19 protein-coding genes are annotated in these 22,536 nt (G+C 68.6%); 12 read left to right on the top strand and 7 right to left on the bottom strand.

The genetic code is table 11. The features are described from left to right. Positions 1 to 102: 102 nt before the first annotated feature. Positions 103 to 1,455 carry a S41 family peptidase gene (locus tag ACFONC_RS07500; protein ID WP_386743118.1) on the top strand — a complete coding sequence of 451 codons (1,353 nt, stop codon included), beginning with the start codon at positions 103 to 105 and terminating at the stop codon, positions 1,453 to 1,455. A gap of 214 nt (positions 1,456 to 1,669) precedes the next feature. On the opposite strand, the gene ACFONC_RS07495 is transcribed toward ACFONC_RS07500, so the two are convergent. Together ACFONC_RS07495 and ACFONC_RS07490 are read right to left on the bottom strand one after the other, a co-directional pair. After that, the gene (locus ACFONC_RS07495) at positions 1,670 to 1,990 is read right to left on the bottom strand and encodes a DUF1820 family protein (protein WP_386743117.1); all 321 of its coding nucleotides are present in this window, start codon (positions 1,988 to 1,990) and stop codon (positions 1,670 to 1,672) included. A gap of 208 nt (positions 1,991 to 2,198) precedes the next feature. Further along, positions 2,199 to 2,891: a rhomboid family intramembrane serine protease gene (locus tag ACFONC_RS07490; RefSeq protein WP_386743116.1), complete on the bottom strand. Its 693-nt coding sequence runs from the start codon at positions 2,889 to 2,891 to the stop codon at positions 2,199 to 2,201. 216 nt (positions 2,892 to 3,107) lie between these two features. Between ACFONC_RS07490 and ACFONC_RS07485 the strand changes: the two genes are divergently transcribed. Continuing rightward, entirely contained in the window at positions 3,108 to 4,490 is a 1,383-nt protein-coding gene (locus tag ACFONC_RS07485; protein WP_386743115.1) for an OmpP1/FadL family transporter, read from the top strand. A 212-nt stretch (positions 4,491 to 4,702) separates the two neighbouring features. Here the strand turns inward: ACFONC_RS07485 and putA are convergent, their stop codons facing one another. Then, a complete protein-coding gene (gene putA / locus ACFONC_RS07480) occupies positions 4,703 to 7,885 on the bottom strand; it encodes a bifunctional proline dehydrogenase/L-glutamate gamma-semialdehyde dehydrogenase PutA (protein ID WP_386744599.1) in 3,183 nt (1,060 codons plus the stop codon). A 296-nt stretch (positions 7,886 to 8,181) separates the two neighbouring features. On the opposite strand from putA, the gene coxB reads away from it, so the two are divergent. From coxB to ACFONC_RS07455, 5 genes are all read left to right on the top strand, one after another. Beyond that, positions 8,182 to 9,114, top strand: coding sequence for a cytochrome c oxidase subunit II (gene coxB / locus ACFONC_RS07475; protein ID WP_386743114.1), 933 nt, complete (start codon positions 8,182 to 8,184; stop codon positions 9,112 to 9,114). Positions 9,115 to 9,176: 62 nt separating this feature from the next. Further along, complete coding sequence (gene ctaD, locus ACFONC_RS07470; RefSeq protein WP_386743113.1) at positions 9,177 to 10,802, top strand: cytochrome c oxidase subunit I; 1,626 nt, start codon at positions 9,177 to 9,179, stop codon at positions 10,800 to 10,802. A 23-nt stretch (positions 10,803 to 10,825) separates the two neighbouring features. Next, positions 10,826 to 10,960, top strand: a complete 135-nt coding sequence (locus ACFONC_RS07465; RefSeq protein WP_386743112.1) for a hypothetical protein — start codon at positions 10,826 to 10,828, stop codon at positions 10,958 to 10,960. A 65-nt stretch (positions 10,961 to 11,025) separates the two neighbouring features. Beyond that, positions 11,026 to 11,577: a cytochrome c oxidase assembly protein gene (locus ACFONC_RS07460; RefSeq protein ID WP_386744597.1), complete on the top strand. Its 552-nt coding sequence runs from the start codon at positions 11,026 to 11,028 to the stop codon at positions 11,575 to 11,577. Positions 11,578 to 11,612: 35 nt separating this feature from the next. Further along, the gene (locus ACFONC_RS07455) at positions 11,613 to 12,494 is read left to right on the top strand and encodes a cytochrome c oxidase subunit 3 (RefSeq protein ID WP_386743111.1); all 882 of its coding nucleotides are present in this window, start codon (positions 11,613 to 11,615) and stop codon (positions 12,492 to 12,494) included. Between the two features lie 138 nt (positions 12,495 to 12,632). On the opposite strand, the gene ACFONC_RS07450 is transcribed toward ACFONC_RS07455, so the two are convergent. Continuing rightward, the gene (locus ACFONC_RS07450; protein WP_386743110.1) at positions 12,633 to 12,851 is read right to left on the bottom strand and encodes a twin transmembrane helix small protein; all 219 of its coding nucleotides are present in this window, start codon (positions 12,849 to 12,851) and stop codon (positions 12,633 to 12,635) included. A 56-nt stretch (positions 12,852 to 12,907) separates the two neighbouring features. On the opposite strand from ACFONC_RS07450, the gene ACFONC_RS07445 reads away from it, so the two are divergent. From ACFONC_RS07445 to ACFONC_RS07425, 5 genes are all read left to right on the top strand, one after another. Then, positions 12,908 to 13,645 carry an SURF1 family protein gene (locus tag ACFONC_RS07445; RefSeq protein ID WP_386743109.1) on the top strand — a complete coding sequence of 246 codons (738 nt, stop codon included), beginning with the start codon at positions 12,908 to 12,910 and terminating at the stop codon, positions 13,643 to 13,645. Then, the gene (locus ACFONC_RS07440; protein WP_386743108.1) at positions 13,642 to 14,205 is read left to right on the top strand and encodes a hypothetical protein; all 564 of its coding nucleotides are present in this window, start codon (positions 13,642 to 13,644) and stop codon (positions 14,203 to 14,205) included. Before ACFONC_RS07445 ends, ACFONC_RS07440 begins: the two co-directional genes overlap by 4 nt. Before the next feature lie 43 nt (positions 14,206 to 14,248). Beyond that, positions 14,249 to 15,391, top strand: coding sequence for a COX15/CtaA family protein (locus tag ACFONC_RS07435; RefSeq protein ID WP_386744595.1), 1,143 nt, complete (start codon positions 14,249 to 14,251; stop codon positions 15,389 to 15,391). 166 nt (positions 15,392 to 15,557) lie between these two features. Further along, entirely contained in the window at positions 15,558 to 16,475 is a 918-nt protein-coding gene (gene cyoE, locus ACFONC_RS07430; protein ID WP_386743107.1) for a heme o synthase, read from the top strand. A gap of 297 nt (positions 16,476 to 16,772) precedes the next feature. Then, positions 16,773 to 19,262 (top strand): TonB-dependent receptor plug domain-containing protein, encoded by a 2,490-nt coding sequence (locus ACFONC_RS07425; protein ID WP_386743106.1) that lies wholly within the window; start codon positions 16,773 to 16,775, stop codon positions 19,260 to 19,262. 31 nt (positions 19,263 to 19,293) lie between these two features. Here ACFONC_RS07425 and dnaG read toward each other — a convergent pair whose 3' ends face one another. From dnaG to ACFONC_RS07410, 3 genes are all read right to left on the bottom strand, one after another. Next, positions 19,294 to 21,024 (bottom strand): DNA primase, encoded by a 1,731-nt coding sequence (gene dnaG, locus ACFONC_RS07420; protein ID WP_386743105.1) that lies wholly within the window; start codon positions 21,022 to 21,024, stop codon positions 19,294 to 19,296. Positions 21,025 to 21,066: 42 nt separating this feature from the next. After that, positions 21,067 to 21,948 (bottom strand): YihY/virulence factor BrkB family protein, encoded by an 882-nt coding sequence (locus ACFONC_RS07415; protein ID WP_386743104.1) that lies wholly within the window; start codon positions 21,946 to 21,948, stop codon positions 21,067 to 21,069. 73 nt (positions 21,949 to 22,021) lie between these two features. Then, the gene (locus ACFONC_RS07410) at positions 22,022 to 22,468 is read right to left on the bottom strand and encodes a GatB/YqeY domain-containing protein (protein WP_386743103.1); all 447 of its coding nucleotides are present in this window, start codon (positions 22,466 to 22,468) and stop codon (positions 22,022 to 22,024) included. Positions 22,469 to 22,536: the final 68 nt, after the last annotated feature.

Below are 22,536 nucleotides of genomic sequence, written 5' to 3'. Positions count from 1 at the left end.
TTCCTTGGTGAATGGCCGGCGCCACACCCCATAATCCCGAGAACCCGCGCGCGGCCCCGTGGTCCAATGCGCGATCCACGCCACGCTCCCGCGGAGTCCTGCATGCGCCGTTGCCTTCCGATCCTCGCCCTTGCCCTGCTGCTGGCCCGCCCGGCGCTTGCGCAGGAACTGCCGGTCGATGCGCGGGGCGACGAGCCGCCCGCCGCCGTGACCGAGCCGGGCGACGACCCCGAGGCCGCCGAGAGCGCGGCGAGCGCGGTGCCGCTGGAGGAGATCAAGCGCTACGTGTCGGTCTTCATGGCGGTCAAGGAGGCCTACGTGGAGCCGGTCGACGACAAGGCGCTGATGGACTCGGCGATCCGCGGCCTGCTGCTCGACCTCGACCCGCACAGCGCCTATCTCGACAAGGACGACGCCGAGGCCTTCGACGAGGACACCAGCGGCGCCTACGACGGCATCGGCGTGGAAGTCCAGCAGCTGCCCGACGGCAAGGTGAAGGTGATCGCGCCGATCGACGACACCCCGGCCGCGCGCGCGGGCGTGAAGGCCGGCGACCTCATCGTCGCCGTCGACGGCAAGCCGCTGACCCCGGCCAGCGCCGAAGGCCAGGGCCCGCTGCGCGGCGAGCCGGGCAGCACGCTCAAGCTGACCATCATGCGCGAAGGCGAACCCAAGCCGCTGCAGATCAGCGTCACCCGCGGCACCATCAAGCTGGCCAGCGTGCGTGGCCGCATGCTCGAACCCGGCTACGCCTACATCCGCATCAGCGCGTTCCAGGCCGACACCGCCGCCGACTTCGAATCGACCCTCAAGCGCCTGCAGGCCGGTTCCGGCGACAAGCTGCGCGGCCTGGTGCTGGACCTGCGCAGCAACCCCGGCGGCCTGCTGACCACGGCGGTGCAGATCGCCGACGACCTGCTCGACGAAGGCGGCATCGTCAGCACCCGCGGCCGCAGCCCGATCAGCGATGCGCAGTTCTCGGCCGCCCCCGGCGACCTGATGCACGGCGCGCCGGTGGCGGTACTGGTCGACGCCGGTTCGGCCAGCGCCTCGGAGGTGCTGGCCGGCGCCCTGCACGACAACGGCCGCGCGCGCATCGTCGGCAGCCGCACCTTCGGCAAGGGTTCGGTGCAGACCTTGCTACCGCTGGACAACGGCGACTCGGTCAAGCTCACCACCGCCCGCTACTACACGCCCAGCGGCAAGTCGATCCAGGCGCGCGGCATCGACCCGGACGTGGTGCTCAAGCCCGAAGGCAAGGAAGGCCAGGACAGCCACGCCGACTACGCCGAGGCCTTGCTGCCAGGCCACCTGCGTGGCGACGAGGAGATCGCCGGCAGCAACGCCGGCGACGTGCTCGAAGGCGACGCGCCGATCACGGCGGCGCTGGCGGAGCTCAAGAAGCCGGTCGTGCCGGCTGCTGCGGCCGCGGCCCCGGCCCCGGTGCGCAAATAGATCAAGAGCGTTTCGCCCGCTGCGCGGCCGAGTTCACTTCTTCGATGAGCGTCACCGCGCGCGCAGGAGCGCGCGCGAACATCCATGTGCGGCGCCCTCCGGGTCTGCAGGCTGCGTCATTCGGCGGGATCTTTAGCGTCAAGAGCGCAAGGCGCACAGCGGAAACGCGGAGCTGCGATCTACAGGCGCCGCGTGCGTGCGCCAGCAGCCGTCTTCAGCGTGGCTTTGCCGGCAAGGGGAACGGCGTCACCACGCGTTCGCCGGACTCGGCGTCGCGGATCGCCGATTGCCCCTTCTTCTCCACTTCCTCGACGCGCACGATGCTCTGCATCGGCAGGTGCAGCACGCGGGTGTTGCCGAACTCGTCGCGCAGGCGCTCCTCGGTGGGGTCGACCACCAGGCCGTCGTGCACGTCGAACACCAGCTCGCCGACCTCGGTGAAGCCCCAGATCGCGCTCGCCGCCACGCGCCGCGCGTACAGCTCGTAGACCTTGCCGTGGTTGTGGAAGACGACTTTGTAGAGGGGTTTGGGCATGGGGGGATTGTACGGGGGGCTGGGATCTGGGGGCTGGGGGCCAGGGACGGGGGCCGAAAGGCTTTCTTGCCGTCACTCCCGCGAAAGCGGGAACCCAGAGACTTTTCGACGAGGTTTCCGGTCAAGACACTGGGTTCCCGCTTTCGCGGGAATGACGGATCCATGGAACTACGCTTTCCCCAGCCCCCAGCCCCCAGCCCCCAGCCCCTCAATACCCCTTCAACTTCCGCAACCGCTGCGCGATCCCGCGCCGTGCCAGCAGCGCGAACACGATCCCGAACACGAAGCCGGAGATATGCGCCGCCCAGGCCACCGCGCCGAAGGCCGGGCCGATGTAGGCGAACACCACCTGCAGCAGCGCCCAGATGCCGATCAGCAGCGAGGCCGGCGCGCGCACGAACTCCAGGAACAGCCCCAACGGCAGCACCACGCCCAGGCGCGCATTGGGGAACAGCGCCAGGTAGGCGCCGATCACCGCCGAGACCGCGCCGCTGGCACCGATGATCAGGCGGTCCGGGGCGCCGATCGCCAGCACTGCGACGAAGTTGGCCAGGCAGCCGCCGAGCAGGAACAGCAGCAGGAAACGCCACGGCCCCATCACCCGCTCCGCCGGCAGGCCGAAGATCAGCAGGAACACCAGGTTGCCCAGCAGGTGGGCCCAGTCGGCGTGCAGGAACAGCGCGGTGAGCAGGCGCAGCCAGTGCTCGCCGTCGGCCCAGGAGCGCAGGATGTCCGCGGGCAGCTGGCCGCCGCTCAGCGCGCCCCATTCCAGCAGCAGCGCCCGTTGCTGGCCGCCCGGGCGGGTGCTGGCCCACAGGAACGCCAGCCACAGCACGGCCACCAGGGTCGGCGTAGCCCAGCGCAACTGCTGCCGCTGGCGGGAGGGAATGGAGACGAACATTGACGGTTCCGTGGCAGCGGCCGGAGGCCAAGATACCTGCTCCGCCTCCCGGGGCGGCAGCCGCGGCCCGGCTTGCGCGCGATACCACACGCCACGGTATAGTGCGTCCGCGTCGTCAGTCGGGAGGGGGCTTCCGGCAGGAATGGCCAGGGCGGGGGACATCGCCCAAGCCGCACGACGCGCCCGAAAAACCTGCCTACGGAGAGAGACCCAGCAATGCACACCCATCCCCGCCTCGTTCAAATTACCGCCCTTGCGCTCGGCATCGCCGGCGCCATGGCCTTCAGCCAGGCCCACGCCGCGGCCTTCCTGCTCAAGGAAAACAGCGTCAAGGCCCAGGGCCGCTCGATGGCCGGTGCCGCGTCGGCCAAGGGCGATGCCTCGGTCGTGGCCAACAACCCGGCCGTGATGTCGACCTTCGACAAGAACACCTTCCAGGCCGACGTCACCGCGATCGACCTGTCGTTCCAGTTCGAAGGCGGCGGCAGTGCCGCGGCCGGTTCGCCGCTCGCCCAGCCGCTGACCGGTGGCGCCGGCGGCGACGCCGGCGGCCTGAACGTCGTCCCGGCGATGTCGTTCATCAAGCCGCTCAGCGGGCAACTTGAGTACGTCACCCTCGGCGCAATGATCAGCGCACCGTTCGGCCTGAAGACCGAATACGACGACACCTGGGCCGGCCGCTACCACGCGATCGACTCGGACGTGAAGATCATCGACCTGACCCTGGCGGCCTCGCTGGACCTGAGCGAGCGCTTCTCGGTCGGCGTCGGCCTGGTGTACGAGCATTCCGACGTGACCCTGTCGAACGCGATCGACTTCGGCAGCGGCATCTGCGCCAACCCGCAGACCCAGCCGCTGTGCTTCATGCCCAACCCGGTGACCGGCCCGTACGGCCCGCAGAAGAACGACGGCAAGGTGTCGGTGAACGGCACCGACAACAGCTTCGGCTGGATCTTCGGCATGAACTGGCGCCCGACCGACAACCTGTCGTTCGGCTATTCGCGCCGATCCGAGATCAAGCACGACATCCGCGGCACGGCGACGTTCGACGTGCCCGGCACCGCCGCGTTCGTCACCGCCGGCGGCGCCTACGTCACCGGCCCCGCGGGCGCCAAGCTGACCCTGCCCAGCATTGACTCCTTCAGCGCCACCTGGGAAGTCAACGAGAAGCTGGCGCTGATGGCCGAAGCCAATCTGGCCGGCTGGGATTCGCTGAAGGAGATCCGCATCGAGTTCGACAACCCGGCGCAGCCCGACTCGGCCGAGGACTACAGCTGGGAGGACAGCTGGTTCTACTCGATCGGCGCCGAGTACAAGTTGAACGAGCGTTGGACCCTGCGCGGCGGCGTTGCCCGCGACGACTCGCCGGTGAGCCTGCCGCACCGCACCCCGCGCATGCCCGACCAGGACCGCATGTGGTACTCGCTGGGCGCGACCTGGGCGGTGAGCGACAACTTCGACATCACCGCCAGCTATTCGCGCATCCAGCTGGTCGATACGCCGGTCGTGGGCATCGCCTCGTCGAGCGGTTCGTACCTGAGCGGCGAGTACGACGGTGGCGCGGACAACTACGGCATCTCGGCGCAGTTCCGCTTCTGATCCGTCGTTTCAGGCACCACAAAAAAACCCCGCTTCGGCGGGGTTTTTTTTGGCCGTAGGTCGGGGCTACGTCCCCGACGCGGGGCGCACGCACCGATCAGGAGTGTAGCCGCGACCGTCGCGACGAAACCCGCCGCGGACGCGGTCGTCGGGGGCGTAGCCCCGACCTACGGCAAAGCGCGGGACGGTCGCAGGTGCCGCGCAAGCGGCGCCTATTCGCCCAGCGTCAGCAGGCTCGCATTGCCGCCGGCGGCGGTGGTGTTGATGGTGATGACCTTCTCGGTGGCGAAGCGCGGCAGGTAGTGCGGGCCGCCGGCCTTAGGGCCGGTGCCCGAGAGCCGCTGGCCGCCGAACGGCTGCACGCCCACCACCGCGCCGACCTGGTTGCGGTTGACGTAGACGTTGCCGACCTTGGCGCGCGAAGCGATGTAGTCGACGGTTTCGTCGATGCGCGAGTGGATGCCCAGGGTCAGGCCGTAGCCGGTGGTGTTGATGGCGTCGATCACCTGGTCGAGCTCGTCGGCCTTCCAGCGGATCACGTGCAGCGCCGGGCCGAAGTTCTCGCGGTCCAGCTGCGACAGCGACTTCAGTTCCCAGGCGCGCGGGGCGAAGAACGTGCCGTGGGCGGTGTCCTCGCCCGTCGCGGCCTGCGCGATCAGGCGCGCCTCGTCCTGCATGCGCTCGGCGTGCCTGTCGAGCATGCCCAGCGCATCGGCATCGATCACCGGGCCCACGTCGGTGGACAGCTGGCCCGGGTCGCCGACCTTGAGCTCGGCCATGGCGCCGGCGAGCATGGTGATGACCTTGTCGGCGATGTCGTCCTGCACGAACAGCACGCGCGCGGCCGAGCAGCGCTGGCCGGCGGAGGTGAAGGCCGAGGCCATGGCGTCCTTGATCAGCTGCTCGGGCAGGGCCGAGGAGTCGGCGACCAGCGCGTTCTGGCCGCCGGTTTCGGCGATCAGGGTGCCGATCGCGCCGTCGCGCGCGGCCAGCGCGCGGTTGATCGCCAGCGCGGTGCCATTGGAGCCGGTGAACACCACGCCCGCGATGCGCGGGTCGCCGGTCAGGGCGGCGCCGACGGTTGCGCCGTCGCCGGGCAACAGCTGCAGCACCGCCTCCGGCACGCCGGCCTCGTGCAGCAGCTTGACCGCCTCGAAGCCGACCAGGGCGGTTTGCTCGGCCGGCTTGGCCAGCACGCTGTTGCCGGTGACCAGCGCGGCGGCGACCTGGCCGATGAAGATCGCCAGCGGGAAATTCCATGGCGAGATGCAGGCGAACACGCCGCGCCCGGCCAGCTGCAGGGTATTGGTTTCGCCGGTGGGGCTGGGCAGGGATTCGGGTGCGACCAGGGTGCGGGCCTGGCCGGCGTAGTAACGCAGGAAGTCCACGGCCTCGCGTACTTCGGCGACGCCGTCGGGGATGGTCTTGCCGGCCTCCTTCGTGCACAGCGCCATGAACGCCGGCGTGCGCTGCTCCAGCAGGTCGGCGGCGTGCTCGAGGATCGCCGCGCGGCTGGCGACCGGAGTCGCGTCCCAGGCCGGCTGCGCAGCCACGGCGTTGTCCATCGCCTGTGCGATCACCGCGCTGTCCGCGGGCTGCCAGTGGCCGACCATCTGGCGACGGTCGGCGGGGTTGGTGACTTCCACCGTGTCCGCGGTCGAGGGTTTCGCGCCCGGCACCAGCGGACCCGCGCGCCAGTCGTCGCGCACGGCCGCGTTGACCTGTTCGGCGAGCTCGCGCAGCTGCTCGTCGTTGTAGAGGTTGATGCCCATGGAATTGTCTCGGTCGTGGCCCTGCGAGCGGTAGACCTCGCGCGGCAGGGGGATGCGGGGGTGCGGGATGGCGTCGAACGCGTCCACGGTCTCGACCGGGTCGCGGACCAGGTCGTCGATCGCCACGCCCTCGTCGGTGATGCGGTTGACGAAGCTGGAGTTGGCGCCGTTCTCGAGCAGGCGCCGGACCAGGTACGGCAGCAAGTCCTCGTGCGAGCCCACCGGCGCGTAGACGCGGCAGGGCACGTCCAGGCGGTCGGCCGGGATCACCTCGGCATACAGGTCGTCGCCCATGCCGTGCAGCTTCTGGAACTCGTAGCGGAAACGGCCGTCGGCGTCGCGTGTGCCGCCGATCGTCGCCCGCGCCATGTGGTGGACGGCGGCGATGGTCTGCGCGTTGTGGGTGGCGAACATCGGGTAGATCGCGTCAGTGGCGTCGAGCAGGCGCCGCGTGCAGGCCTGGTAGGACACGTCCGTGCTGGGCTTGCGGGTGAACACCGGGTAGCCCTCGACGCCGTCGACCTGGGCGCGCTTGACCTCGCTGTCCCAGTACGCGCCCTTGACCAGGCGCAGCGGGATGCGGCGGCCGTGGCGGCGGGCGAGGTCGGCGACCCAGTCGATCACGTACGGCGCACGCTTCTGGTAGGCCTGCACGACGATGCCGAAGCCGTTCCAGCCGGCCAGCGACGGGTCCGCCCACGCGGCCTCGAACACGTCCAGCGACAGCTCCAGGCGGTCGGCTTCCTCGGCGTCGATGGTCATGCCGATGCGGTGCTGCTTCGCGCGCCGGGCGAGGTCGAGCACCCGCGGGGCCAGCTCGGCCAGCACCCGTTCGCGCTTGGCGTGCTCGTAGCGCGGATGCAGCGCCGAGAGCTTGACCGAGATCGAAGGCGCCGGAATCTCGTCCTCGAACGGGCCGCTGCGGCCAATCGCGGCGATGGCGTCGTGGTAGGCCCGCAGGTAGCGGTCGGCGTCGTCCTGGGTCAGCGCGGCCTCGCCGAGCATGTCGAACGAGTAGCGGTAGCGGGCGTTGTCGCCCTTGCGCCCGCGCGCCAGCGCTTCGGCGATCGTGCGGCCCATCACGAATTGGTGGCCCATGATCTTCATCGCCTGGCGCACGGCCAGCCGGACCACCGGCTCGCCGACCCGCCCGACCAGGCGCTTGAAGGCGTTGTGCACGTCGCGCCGGGTGTCGTCGGCCAGGTCCACCAGGTGGCCGGTGAGCATCAGGCCCCAGGTGGAGGCGTTGACCAGCACCGAGTCCGACTGGCCCATGTGGCGCTTCCAGTCGGCCTCGCCGAGCTTGTCGCGGATGAGCTTGTCGGTGGTTTCCTCGTCCGGGATCCGCAGCAGCGCCTCGGCCACGCACATCAGCAGCACGCCTTCCTCGCTGCCCAGGTCGTACTGGCGCATGAAGGCCTCGATCGCGCCCTGGTCGGCGGCGCGGGCGCGGACCCGGCGCACCAGGTCGGCAGCGGTGGTGCGGATCGCCTCCCGGTCGGCGCCTGGCAGGCGCGCCTGCTCCAGCAGTTCGTGGACGTGTTCAGTCTCGTCGCGGGCCCAGGCTGCAGTGATGGCCGCGCGCAGCGCGGAGGGCTGCGGCGGCAGTTCGGGGGACAGGATGGCGGTCACGGGGCACCCAGGCACGTAAGGCCGGCGATTCTAGGCCTTGTGCGCGCGCGCGAACAGCCGTGCGCGCCCGATCCCGGCCGGCGTTGCTTGCCGCCCAACGCCCGTCGCAGCTACCATTTGCAGGTTATCCGTAGCTCGCCATCGTTCCTGCGCACGTTTCCTGGCCCGTTCCCGGGCCGCGTGCGGGCCCGGTTGCGGACTCGCCAGCCATGACGCCAACGAGGCATTCGGGGTTCGATGTGATGCAAGCCGGTCAGCTGAAACAATTGCGCACCAAGCGGGGGGCCATGCCCCGATACGGGATGGGCCTGGGCATGCTCGGATTGTCCGCCAGCGCGTTCGCGCAGTCCGCCGACCCGGTGGAATGGCAGCTCAACATGGGCCGCGGCGTCACCACGCTGTCCAAGCACGCCTACGACGCCCACATGATGGCGCTGTGGATCTGCGTCGGCATCGGCGTGGTGGTCTTCGCGGCGATGGCCTACGCGATCTTCGCCTTCCGCAAGTCCAAGGGCGCGGTGGCGGCCACGTTCACCCACAACACCACGGCCGAGGTGATCTGGACGATCATCCCGGTGCTGCTGCTGATCGGCATGTCCTGGCCGGCCACGACCAAGCTGATCGCGATGTACGACACCCGCGACTCGGAGATGACGGTCAAGGTCACCGGCTACCAGTGGATGTGGAAGTACGAATACCTGGGCGAGGACGTGGCGTTCACCAGCCGCCTGGACCGCGAGAGCGACCGCATGCGCCAGAGCGGCGAGCGGCCGACGGTGGAGGCCAACCCGCACTACCTGCTCGACGTCGATAACGTGCTGGTGCTGCCGGTCGACACCAAGGTCCGCTTCGTGATCACCGCCGACGACGTCATCCACTCCTGGTGGGTGCCGGCGCTGGGCTGGAAGCAGGACGCCATCCCCGGCATCGTCAACGAGGCCTGGGCCGACATCCAGGAGCCCGGCATCTACCGCGGCCAGTGCGCCGAGCTGTGCGGCAAGGACCACGGCTTCATGCCGATCGTGGTCAAGGCCGTGCCGAAGGCCGAGTACCGCCAATGGCTTGCTTCGCAGAAGGCCGCCAACGCGCCGGCGCCGGCTCCCGCCGCCGCGCCTGCGCCGACGGCACCGGCCGAAGTCGCCCCGGCGGCTGAAGAAACCGATGCCGCGCCTGCCACCGCGCGGCTGGACCCGCAGCCCGCCGCGCCCGCGGCCGGCTGACCGGCCGCCCGCCCGCCGTAACCACACGCCGTACAGACAAGCACACCCGAGGTAGGCAGCACATGTCCACGTATCCCGCAGCCGCAGACAGCGCCCAGGTCCACGACGACCACGGCCACAAGCAGGGTTTCATCGACCGTTGGTTCTTCTCGACCAACCACAAGGACATCGGCACGCTGTACCTGCTCTTCAGCTTCACGATGGTCATCATCGGCGCCGCGTTCTCGGTGGTGATCCGCAGCGAGCTGACGATCCCGGGCCTGCAGCTGGTCGATCCCGAGTTCTTCAACCAGATGACCACCATGCATGCGCTGGTGATGATCTTCGGCGCGATCATGCCGGCCTTCGTCGGCCTGGGTAACTGGATGATCCCGCTGCAGGTCGGCGCGCCGGACATGGCGCTGCCGCGCATGAACAACTGGTCGTTCTGGATCCTGCCGTTCGCCTTCATCATGCTGCTGGGCACGCTGTTCCTGCCCGGCGGCGCGCCTGCCGGCGGCTGGACGATGTACCCGCCGCTGATGCTGCAGGGCGGCGCCAACGTCGCGTTCACCATCTTCGCCATCCACATGATGGGCATCAGCTCGATCATGGGCGCGATCAACATCATCGCCACCGTGCTCAACATGCGCGCGCCGGGCATGGACCTGCTGAAGATGCCGCTGTTCTCCTGGAGCTGGCTGATCACCGCCTTCCTGCTGATCGCGGTGATGCCGGTGCTGGCCGGCGCGGTGACCATGCTGCTGACCGACAAGTTCTTCGGCACCAGCTTCTTCAACGCGGCCGGCGGCGGCGACCCGGTGATGTACCAGCACATCTTCTGGTTCTTCGGGCACCCCGAGGTCTACATCATGATCCTGCCGGCGTTCGGCATCGTCAGCGAGATCATCCCGACGTTCTCGCGCAAGCCGCTGTTCGGCTACCAGGCGATGGTCTACGCGCTGGCCTCGATCGCGTTCCTGAGCTTCATCGTCTGGGCCCACCACATGTTCGCCGTAGGCATGCCGCTGGGCGGCGAGATCTACTTCATGTTCGCCACGATGTTGATCTCCGTGCCCACCGGCGTGAAGATCTTCAACTGGGTCAGCACCATGTGGCGCGGCTCGCTGACGTTCGAGACGCCGATGCTGTGGTCGCTGGCGTTCGTGGTGCTGTTCGCGATCGGCGGCTTCTCCGGCCTGATGCTGGCGATCGTCCCGGCCGACTTCCAGTACCACGACACCTATTTCGTGGTCGCGCACTTCCACTACGTGCTGGTCACCGGCGCGCTGTTCGCGATCATCGCCGCGATCTACTACTGGTGGCCGAAGTGGACCGGCCGCATGTACAGCGAGTTCTGGGGCAAGTTCCACTTCTGGTGGACGCTGGTGTTCGTCAACCTGCTGTTCTTCCCGCAGCACTTCCTGGGCCTGGCCGGCATGCCGCGCCGCATCCCCGACTACAACGTGGTGTTCGCCGACTGGAACCTGGTCAGCTCGATCGGCGCGTTCGGCATGTTCATCACGCCGTTCCTGATGTTCGCGATCCTGTGGCATTCCAAGCGCCACGGCGCCAAGGCCACCGACCGCGTCTGGGAAGGCGCCAAGGGCCTGGAGTGGACGGTGCCGTCGCCGGCGCCGCACCACACGTTCACCACGCCGCCGGTCATTCGCGACGGCGACCTGGCGCACGGCGACATCACCCACTGACCGGCGTGACGAGCGACCTGGCCATGACGTCCCCCGACCACCGCGATGACGAACAAGCCGCGCGCCGCGCGGGCGTGCGTCGCACCGTACTGGTCGTGGCGGCGATCGCGGTGGTGATCTACATCGGCTTCATCCTCAGCGGGGTGCTGGCGACGTGAGCGCGCAGGACGAGCAGCGCAAGACCGACGACCGCAAGAGCGGCAACGGCCGCGGCGCGGTGAAGATGGTGGGCGTGGCGCTTGCCGCGTTCGCGTTCACCTTCTCGCTGGTGCCGATGTACCGCATCGCCTGCGAGAAGGTGTTCGGCATCCGCGTCGAGAACAGCGCGATCGGCAGCGATCGCGCTGTCGCCCTCGGGGCAGGCAAGTCCGACCGCGTCATTACCGTGCAGTTCGACGGTGGCGTGAACTCGAAGCTGCCGTGGTCGTTCCGGCCGGAACAGGCCACCATGAAGGTCCGTCCCGGGCAGCAGTACGACACCATGTTCTACGCCCGCAACGACGGCAAGCGCGCCATCGTCGGCAACGCGGTGCCCTCGATCGCGCCGGCGCGCGCGTCCGGGTATTTCAGCAAGACCGAATGCTTCTGCTTCACCGCGCAGACGCTCGCCGCAGGCGAGGCGCGCGACATGCCGGTGCGCTTCATCGTCGCGCCGGACCTGCCCGAGAACATCCATACCATCACCCTGTCCTACACGTTCTTCAAGAACAACGAGTTGACCGCGCAGCTCGAGGCACCGGCGGGTTCGTCCGTCGGCGCGCGCGCGGCACCCTGACACCGACACTGCTGGATCCGAACGGAAGACCGACCATGGCCCAAGCCCAAGCCGCCCACGACCCCAACGCCTACTTCGTGCCGCACCACAGCCGCTGGCCGCTGTTCGCGTCGGTGGCCTTGTTCGTCACGATGGCCGGCCTGGCCAGCTGGTTCAACGAGGCCAGCTACGGCAAGACGATGTTCTTCGTCGGCATCGCCGGGATGATCGTGATCCTGTTCAAGTGGTTCGCCGACGTGATCCTCGAATCGGTCTCCGGCTACTACAACAAGCAGGTCGACAGTTCGTTCCGGATGGGGATGGTGTGGTTCATCTTCTCCGAGGTGATGTTCTTCGGTGCGTTTTTCGGCGCGCTGTTCTACGCCCGCCAGTACGCGCTGCCTTGGCTGGGCGGCGAAGGCGACGGCGTGATGACCAACGCCCTGCTGTGGGACGGGTTCAGCTCGGCCTGGCCGACCGCTGGCCCGGGCCAGGTCGGCGGCCACTTCCAGACCATCCCGGCCTGGGGCCTGCCGCTGCTCAACACCCTGATCCTGCTGACCTCGGGCGTGACCGTGACCATCGCCCACCACGCGCTCAAGGCGGGCCACCGCAAGCAGCTGCTGGTGTTCCTGGGGCTGACCGTGCTGCTGGGCTGCACGTTCCTGTTCTTCCAGGTCGAGGAATACATCCACGCCTACACCGAGCTGAACCTGACCCTGGGTTCGGGCATCTACGGCTCGACGTTCTTCATGCTCACCGGCTTCCACGGCGCGCACGTGACCCTGGGCACGATCATGCTCGCGATCATCTGGCTGCGCTGCGCCAAGGGCCACTTCAGCAAGGACGACCACTTCGCGTTCGAGGCGGTGGCCTGGTACTGGCACTTCGTCGACGTGGTGTGGCTCGGCCTGTTCCTGTTCGTGTACGTGCTGTAAGAGCTGGGATTCGAGATTCGGGATTCGGGATTCGCAAAGTCAGAAATGCAAAAGCGACGGCCCGCCGTCGCTTTTGCGTCTCCGGAAACGGGATGCGCTTTTACGAACCCCCAATCCCGAATCCCCAATCCCGGCTCTTCAACGGCCCACCCCGTGCGGCGTGATCCAGCCCATGTAGATCGCCAGGATCACCAGCAGGATCAGCGCTACCGACAGCGCGATGCGCTTGGTCAATGCGTTCACGGTGCGCTTGGTCTGGCCCTTGTCGACCAGCATGTAGTACAGGCCAGCGCCGAGGTTCCAGAGGATGACCAGCAGGAAGGCAACGATCAGCAGGGTTTTCAGCGAATCGTTCATGTCGGTCTCCGGGCCTGGTGCATGAGCGGATTATCGCAGGCGCGGGGTCGGTTCGGGTGAGCAGTTGGCGCAGCATCGCCGGATGGTGGCTGCTGGCGCTGCTGGTGGCGGCCGGGCTGGCCTCGCTCGGCGCCTGGCAGCTCGGACGCATGCACCAGAAGCAGGCCCTGCTCGACGCCGTGCAGCAGGTGCTCGACCAGCGCACGCCGCAGCCGCTGGCGCTCGCCGCCGATGTGGCGCGCACCCGCGATTACGACTGGGCATCGGGCGCCGGGCGCTTCACCGATGCGCCCGCGGTGCTGCTCGACAACCAGCAGCGCGACGACCGTCCCGGCGTGCGCGTGTACCGCGTGTTCCAGCCGGCCGCGACCGGTGCCGCGCCGCTGCTGGTGGAACTGGGCTGGCTGCCGCTGCCTGGTGATCGCCAGCTGCCCGGCGTGCCGCGCCCGTCCGGTGAGGTGCAGGTCGCCGGCCTGCTCGCACCGCCGCCGTCGCATGGCATCCTCGCCGCGGTGGTGGCGGAGCAACCGACCGGGCAGCTGCTCGCCACCGGCCTGGACGCGCCCGCGCTGCGCGACCGGCTGCGGCAGCCGTCGCTGGCGCCGCGGGTGCTCAGGCTCGATCCTGCCCTGCCATTGGGCTATGCACGCGACCTGGACGTGCTGCCCAACACCCTGCCGCCCGAGCGCCACCTAGGCTACGCCGTGCAGTGGTTCGCCCTGGCGCTGGCAGTGCTGGCGATCGCGGCGCTGCTGACCTTCCGCAAACGCAAACCGGACAAGACGACGCAATGAGCAACGAGCAACCGCGGCCCAACCGCAACCGGCTGACCTTCCTCGTGATCGTCGGGATCTTCCTGGGCGGCATGCTGGTGGCAGGCGCGCTGCGCTTTGCCGGCTGGCAGCCGTCGGGAATGAAGAACAATGGCGAACTGCTGCAGCCGCCGACCGACCTGCGCGACGTCGCGCCACGGCTCGAAGACGGAGGCGAATACGCCTGGAAACCTGAAGCACGGCGCTGGCGCGTGCTGGTCGCGCCACCGGCCGACTGCGGCGACCCGTGCCGCGAGCTCGCGCGCGAACTGGACCTGGTCTGGCGCCTGTTCGGCAACAAGGCCGACGAGCTCGACATCCTCTGGCTCGGCGCGCCGCCGGAAGGCGCCACGCGCAATGCCGCCACGCTGGTGCTGCGCGCCGATCCGGCGCTGCGCGCAAAGCTGCCGCGCGTCGACGACCCGGCCGGCGTGCCGGTCTACGTGGTCGATCCGAATGGCTTCGTCATTCTGCGTTACGCTCCCGGCTTCGATCCGGGAGGACTGCGCGAAGACTTGGCCAAGCTGCTGAGACTGATGTGATGCGCTGCCCATGAATGCAGACGTGAAATCCGCAGGCACAGGAATCGGCTACGCGAAGCCGACGGTGTACCGCCACTTCCACCGCATCGCCTGGCTGGCGGTGGCGCTGGCGCTGGGCGTGATCGTGTTCGGGGCGTTCGTGCGCCTGTCCAACGCCGGCCTGAGCTGCCCCGACTGGCCGACCTGCTACGGCCGCGCCGCCTGGCCGACCGCAGCCAGCGACGCGGTCGACCACGCCGCCACCGCGATCCGCCCGGTCGAGGTGCACAAGGCCTGGCGCGAGCAGTTGCATCGCATGATCGCCGGCGCGCTCGGCGTGCTGGTGCTGGTGCTGGCCCTGCTGGCCGCGCGCAAACGCCCGCACGGCGTGCTGCAGGTGGTCGCGGCCGCGGTGCTGGTGGCGCTGGCGATCCCGCTGTACATGCGCGGCCAGCACGCGGCTGCATCCGCGCTCGCGATCGTCGGCGAGGCGATCCTGCTGTTCGCCGCGCTGCGCTGGTCGAACTTGGACCTGTCGCGCATCGCATCGCTGACCCTGGCGGTGATCATCTTCCAGGCCCTGCTCGGGATGTGGACGGTGACCTGGCTGCTCAAGCCGATCGTGGTCATGGGCCACCTGCTCGGCGGGTTGACCACGTTCGCGCTGCTGTTGTGGATGGCGTGGCGGGCGACGCATTCGCCGATCCGGCTGGCCGATGCGCTGGCACTGCGGCGCTGGGTGGTCGTGGTGCTCGCGCTGCTGGCGGTACAGATCGCGCTGGGCGGCTGGACCAGCGCCAACTACGCCGCGCTGGCCTGCGCCAACGATTTCCCCAAGTGCGTCGGCCAGTGGTGGCCGCCGCACGATTTCCGCGAGGGCTTCGTGCTCTGGCGCGGGATCGGCGTGGACTACGAGGGCGGCATCCTCGACGGCGCCTCGCGCATCGCTATCCAGATGGTGCACCGGATGATGGCGGTGGTCGCTTTCGGCGCGCTTATTGCGCTGGCGGTCCGGCTGCTGCGCACGCCCGGGCTGCGCGGCTGGGCGGTGCTGCTGGCGCTGCTGGCCTGCACCCAGGTCGCGCTGGGCATCGCCAACGTCAAGCTGTCGCTGCCGCTGGACGTGGCCGTGGCGCACAACGCCGGCGCCGTGCTGCTGCTGTTCGTGCTGGTGTCGCTGCTGGCGCGGCTGAGGGCGATCGACTGATGAAGGGCATTGCCGTAGGGCGGGTCTTGACCCGCCAACTCTTGACCCGCCGTCGCCTTTGCCGCATCACGGCAATGCCTGCGGTTGGCTTGGCGGATCAAGGCGTGGCGGGTCAAGACCCGCCCTACGGGTTGGAAGCGTTGCGGGTTTGGTGGATGGTGGCGCCATGAAGGGTATCGCCGGCCAGTACTGGGAGCTGACCAAGCCGCGCGTGGTGTCGCTGATCGTGTTCACCGCGGTGGTGGGCATGTTCCTGGCCGTGCCCGGGCTGCCGCCGCTGCGCGAGAGCGTGTTCGGGCTGCTCGGCATCTGGCTGGCGGCGGCCTCGGCCGCGGCGATCAACCACCTGATCGACCAGCGCATCGACAAGGTCATGGCGCGCACCGCCAACCGGCCACTGGCGACCGGGACGCTGCAGCCGGCGCAGGTGCTGGCGTTCGCGGTGTTCCTGGGCGCGGCGTCGATGACGATCCTGATCGCATTGGTCAATCCGCTCACCGCCGCGCTGACCTTCGCCTCGCTGATCGGCTACGCGATCATCTACACCGGCTTCCTCAAGCGCGCGACGCCGCAGAACATCGTCATCGGCGGCATCGCCGGCGCGGCGCCGCCGCTGCTGGGCTGGGCCGCGGTGACCGGCATGCAGGGCCGCTGGGACTGGGCGCACGCGCTGCTGCTGGTGCTGATCGTGTTCACCTGGACGCCGCCGCATTTCTGGGCGCTGGCGATCTTCCGCCGCGCCGACTACGCGCGCGCGCTGGTGCCGATGCTGCCAGTGACCCACGGCGTGAAGTACACGCGCTGGCAGATCCTGCTGTACACCGTGCTGCTGTTCGTTGTGACGATGCTGCCGGCGATCGTCGGCATGAGCGGTTGGTTCTACCTCGGCGGCGCGGTCGTGCTCGGCGCGATGTTCCTGTGGTACGCGTGGAAACTGATGGACCCGCCGGACGAGTTCTTCGCCATGCGCGTGTTCAACTATTCCGTGGTGTACCTGATGGCGCTGTTCGCGTTCCTGCTGCTCGACCACTGGCTGATGCCGTGGTTGCAGCCGGCTTCGGGGCTGCAGTTCGCGCCCGTGTGAGGCCCGCGGCGGACGGTTGCACGCCGTCCGCCGGACAAGACCACCCACAGCCTGCGGTTATGGCTCATGCCCATCTTTTGATTGGCGGGCTCCGGCGGCTTGTGCCTATGCTCGGGCGGTGCCACGGAGAAGACCGCGTGTCCTGTCGGGGGAAGGCCGCTGTCGCATGCAGGTCCGCGCACTGCGTGGACCGGAATCCATGGCCGACTGTCGGGGACATCCGTTGCATGTCCGGGGTGAGTGAGCGTTCGGTCGCGACGGGCCCTTGGGAAACATGATGCTGGAGGGAGACTTCGCATGAACGAACGGCTGGGTCGAAACATTCCTACCTTGCTCGCCGCGTCGGTTCTGTTCGCGCTGGCCGGCATGGCGAACGCGCAGGACGTGGGACGCGACGAGGCACCGCCTGCCGCCCAGGACGCCGGGTCGCAGGATGCGGAGCCCGCGGAGGCCACGGACCTGTCGGCCGTCGTCGTGACGGGCACGCGCATCAGCAACCGCACGCATGCCGAGTCGCTGGTACCGATCGACGTGATTCCCGCCGAGGTGCTGACCCAGTCCGGCGCCATCGACCTGGGCAGCGCGCTCGACCAGGTCGTTCCCTCGCTGAATTTCCCGCTCGCGTCGATGTCCGACACGTTCGCTTTCACGCGACCCTTCCAGATGCGCGGCCTCAACAGCGACCAGGTGCTGATCCTGGTGGACGGCAAGCGCTGGCACTCGAGCGCGCTGATGCTGACGCTCGGCCAGGTCGGCCAAGGCTCCCAGGGCGTGAACATCGGCACGATCCCGATCGGCGCCATCGAGCGCATCGAGGTGCTGCGCGACGGCGCCTCGGCGCAGTACGGCTCGGACGCGCTTGCCGGCGTCATCAACATCATCCTGAAAAAGGGCGCCGAAGGCGGCCAGGTAGTGGGTAGCTACGGCAAGTATTCGGCGGGCGATGGCGACCGGTCGCGGATCCAGGGCGACATCGGCTTCGGGCTGGGCGCCAACGGCTGGCTGCGGGTGTCCGCGGAGATGGCCGACCAGGAGCCCACCAACCGCGCCGGCCTGGACAACCGGCCCGGCTTTACCGAGCTGGGAAAGAAATTCCAGGTCGGCATCCCGAACTCGTACAGCTACAACACGTTCTTCAACTGGGGGTACGACTTCACGCCGAACGTGAGCCTCTACGGCTCCGCGCATTACGGCAGGCTCGTGGCCGAGCCCATGGCGTTCTACCGCTACGGCACCAATGCGCCGGAGCCGAAGAACGACCTGATGCAGTACATCTTCCCGGATGGCGACGGCTTCCAGCCGGTGGAGCACGGCGATTCCAGGGACAAGAGCTTCTTCATGGGGGTGCGGGGTGATACGGACAGCGGCTGGAGCTGGGACGTCAGCGCCACCTGGGGCGCCAACCGCGTGTCCTACGGCACGTTCAACACGATCAATTTCGCCTACTGGAACGACTTCGGCTACAGCCCCACCGACATCCACGACGGCACCCTGACTTCATCGCAGGCCACGTTCGGCGTCGACGTCGGCAAGTCGCTTGGGGACAACTGGCACCTTGGCTTCGGTGCGCAATACCTGCGCCAGCGATACCAGATCGTGGAGGGCGACATCGCCTCATGGTACGTGGGCAATTCCGGGGTCACGGGCGGCGCCCAGGGCTTCGCCGGCTGGGGGCCCCAGGACGCGAGCGACAACTCGAGGCATTCCATCGCCGAGTACGTGCAGCTGGAAGGCAACATCACCGATCGCCTGAGCACGTCCATCGCACTGCGCCACGAAGACTATTCGGATTTCGGGACCAACCTGTCCTACGCGGTATCCGGGCGCTACGGCTTCGACAACGGGTTCGCCCTGCGCGGCACGGTCTCCACCGGGTTCCGCGCACCGGGCCTGGGGCAGCAGCACGGCTCGGCGACGACTTCCGTGTCCTATCCCGAAGGCAACTCGCTGGGCTTGCCCGAGGGCATCTACCTGCGCGGCCTGGTGCCGGTCGACAACGAACTGGCGCTGCTGCTCGGCAGTGAACCGCTGGAGCCGGAAACCACGCGCAGCTACACCATCGGCGCGGTGTGGAACCCGGTCCCCTCCTTCACCACGACGGTGGACCTGTACCAGATCGACCTGAAGGACCGCATCGTGATGTCGAGCTCGATGTCGCTGGTGGCCGATTCGGTCCTGGACTACCTGGGCGAGAACGGCATCGAGAACCCGCAGTACGTGGCCCTTGCCTACTTCACCAACGCCGCGGACATGCGGATCCGGGGCATCGGGATCGTCTCGAACTACTTCAGGAAGTTCGACAACGGCGGGCTGTTCGAGACGACCGTGAACTGGGCATACCACAAGAACGAAGTGACCAGCGTCCGTCCCAACCCCGCGGTACTCGACGCGCTGGGCGATGTCGGCTTCAACCGCATCACCCGCAGCCAGACAAGGGGATTGCTCGCCGACCAGATGCCCCGTTCCAAGTTCATCTGGACCAACACGTACAAGAAGAACAACTGGAAATTCACCGGCACCGCCCTGCGCTACGGCGGCGTGACCGAATTCAGTTCGACCAGCTCCGACAACGACGACGTCTACCCGGCCAAGTGGATCTTCAACGCTTCCGTTGATTACTACCGTGATCGCTGGACGTTCACGCTGGGCGCCGACAACATTTTCGACACCTACCCGCAACTGGCGCCCGAAGGCAGCAACTTCCACGGCATCTTCCGCTATCCGAGCAGTTCGCCGTTCGGCTCCCAGGGTGCCTTCGTCTACGGGAAGGTCAGGTACGCCTGGTAGTCGTTTGCCAGGGGCGGCCCCGGCGCGGGCTTCAGCGCGCGCGTTGCGCCTGCAGAAGCTCGCGCAGTTCGGCCTTGTCGGCGTCGTCGAGGCCGGACTCGCGCTGCTTGGCCTGCAGTTCGGCGACGCGCTGCTGCAGCACCTGGCGGTCGAGCAGGGCGATGGTGTCGAATAGCTCGTCGCGCCAGCGTGCTTCGTCGCCGGGCAAGGTCTGGCTGGCAAGCTTTTGCAGCGCGACAGATTCTTCGCGTTCGGCGAAGTGCTCCAGCAGCGCGCCGGTGCTGATGTCCGGGCGCGCGCTCACCAGCGCGACCAGCTCGGTCAACAGTTCGATGCCCGGCTGGCGCAGGGCGACGAAGCGGTAGGGCGGCGGCAGTTCCAGCGCCAGTGCCGGCTTCTGCAGCAACAGCGCGATCGCGCTGCGCACCAGGCTTCGCCTGGGCGTGGCGCCGGCGTGGGCTGCATGCGCGCGCTGCACCGGAACGTGCGTGCCCGGCGCGCTGTTGCGGGCGCCGACGCCGGTCAGTTCGGTCAGGCGCTGGCGCATCAGGTCGCCGAAGGCGCCGTCGGGGATCTGCGCCAGCATCGGTTTCGCGCGCTCGGCCAGCCGCGCCTTGCCGTCGAGCGTGGACAGGTTGACGTCGGCCGACAGCGAGTCGAACAGGAACTGCGACAGCGGCGTGGCCTGCTGCAGGCGCGCGTCCAGGCCGGGCGCGCCTTCGCTGCGCACCAGGGTATCCGGGTCTTCGCCCTCGGGCAGGAACAGGAAGAACGCCTGGCGCCCGTCGCGCATGCGCGGCAGTACCGACTCCATCGCGCGCGTGGCGGCCTTGCGCCCGGCATTGTCGCCGTCGAAGCAGAAGTACACGTCCGGCGCGTTGCGGAACAGCAGCTCGGCGTGGTCGGGCGTGGTCGCGGTGCCGAGCGTGGCGACCGCGTGCGTCACGCCGTGCTGGAACAGCGCGACGACGTCCATGTAGCCCTCGACCACGATCAGCCGCTCGATGCGCGAGTTCGCCTGCCGCACCTGCCACAGGCCATACAGCTCGCGGCCCTTGTGGAACAGCGCGGTCTCCGGCGAGTTGAGGTACTTGGGCGAGGCGTCGGCGTCGAGCACGCGGCCGCCGAAGGCGATCGGGCGGCCGCGGCGGTCGTGGATCGGGAACATCACCCGGTCGCGGAACTTGTCGTAGACGTTGCCGCGGTCGTTCTTCGAGAACAGCCCGGCGCGCTCGAGCAGGTTCATGCGCCGCGCGTCGGTGCCCAGCGCGTCGCGCAGCGCGGAGAAGCCGTCGGGCGCGTAACCGATCGCGAACTGTTCGCGGATCGCCTCGTCCACGCCGCGGCGGTCGAGGTAGGCGCGCGCCTTCTCGCTCGCGGCCAGGTGCCTGCGGAAGAACTGCGCGGCGGCTTCCAGCGCGCCGAACAGCTCCTTCGCGTCGGAGTTCTCGTTGCGCTGCTGCGTTTCGCGCGGCACCTCGATGCCGGCGCGGCGGGCGAGGTCGTCGACCGCGTCGAGGAACTCGAGCCGGTCGTAGTTCATCAGGAACGAAATCGCCGTGCCGTGCGCGCCGCAGCCGAAGCAGTGGTAGAACTGCTTGGTCGGCGATACCGTGAACGAAGGCGAGCGCTCGTCGTGGAACGGACAGCGTGCCGAGTACTCCTTGCCCTGCCGCTTGAGCGGCACGCGCGCGTTGATCACCTCGACGATATCCGTCCGGGCGAGCAAATCGTCGATGAAGGCGTCGGACAGGCGGGCCATGCCGCCATGATCGCATCTGGCGGCCGGGGTTGGCCGTCCGGCTCAGCCTCCGGGGGCGGGTTCCGCCGGGGGCGCGTCGGCGGCGAGCATCCGCTCGTCGATCACCGCGGTGATCAGCGCGCCGATGAAGAACACCGCGGCGGCGTAGTACATCCACACCAGCAGCAGCACCAGGGTGCCCATCGAGCCGTACGCGCTACCGGGCGCGGCCTGCGCCAGGTACAGGCCGATCGCCCAGCGGCCGAGCACGAACAGGCCGGACGTGATCAGCCCGCCCAGCAGCGACTGGCGCCAGCGCACGCGGCGGTCGGGCAGGTAGTGGTAGAGGAAGGCAAAGGCGACCGTGTACAGCGCCAGCGAGGTCATGTTGCCCAGCACCGGCAGGATCGACGGCAGCCAGGCGAACACCACCTGCAGCGCCGTGGTCAGGCTCATCGAGACGATCAGCAGGAAGCCCAGCGCCAGCACCACGCCGAACGACAGCACGCGCTTGCGCAGCCACGCCCAGAGCCCGGACAGCTGCTTCGCGTCGCTGTGGAAGATCAGATTGAGCGCCGTCTGCAGGCGCGCGAACACCGCGGTGGCGCCGATGAACAGCAGCCCGGTGCTCCAGAGGCCGGCAAGCGAGCCGACATCGGGCCGGCGCTGCGCATTGGCGATCACCGTGGTGGCCACGTCGCGCGCGCCGCTGCCGGCCAGGTCGCCGACCTGGCGCATCAGTTCGTCCTGGGCCGTGGGATACAGCGATGCCGCCAGCCACAGCAGCAGCACCAGCAGCGGGGCCAGCGACAGCAGCGCGTAGAACGACAGCGCCGCGGCGTGCGTGAGCAGGTCGGTCTCGAAGAAGCGGCGGACCAGCGCGGCGGGCAGGCTTTCCTGCAGGCGCTGCAGGCGTGCGCGGATGCGTTCGCGGGGGAAATGCATTGCCGCAGGATAAGCGTGGAACGTGGACAAAACGTTCAGCGGATGCCGCCTGCGTTCCTGCGGGCGTTCCGGATCAGCCGGCGAGCTTCTGCTTCACCAGCGCGGACACCTGGCCCATGTCGGCCTGGCCGGCCAGCTTCGGCTTGAGTGCGCCCATCAGCTTGCCCATGTCGGCCGGGCCGCTGGCGCCGGTCGCGGCGATGGCTTCGTCGATCGCGGCCAGGATCGCGGCTTCGTCCAGCTTCTCGGGCAGGTAGCCCTGGATCACCTCGATCTCGGCGCGCTCGATCGCGGCCAGGTCTTCGCGGTTGGCGGCCTCGAACTGGCTCACCGAATCCTTGCGCTGCTTGACCATCTTCTCCATGGCCGCGACCACCGCGGCGTCGTCGAGCTCGATGCGCTCGTCGACTTCGCGCTGCTTGATCGCCGCGTTGACCAGGCGGATCACGCCCAGGCGCTGCTTGTCGCCGGACTTCATCGCGGCCTTCATGTCGTCGGTGAGGCGTTGCTTGAGGGTCATGGGAATCTCCGTGGGGCAGTGTCGGGGCGGGGCGCGAATCCCGTGGGAGCGGCTTCAGCCGCGAGCTC

Origin of the sequence: Luteimonas soli, from assembly GCF_042648865.1 — a bacterium.
GTDB classification, from domain to species: domain Bacteria; phylum Pseudomonadota; class Gammaproteobacteria; order Xanthomonadales; family Xanthomonadaceae; genus Luteimonas; species Luteimonas soli.
This window is presented reverse-complemented; position numbering and strand designations above follow the sequence as displayed.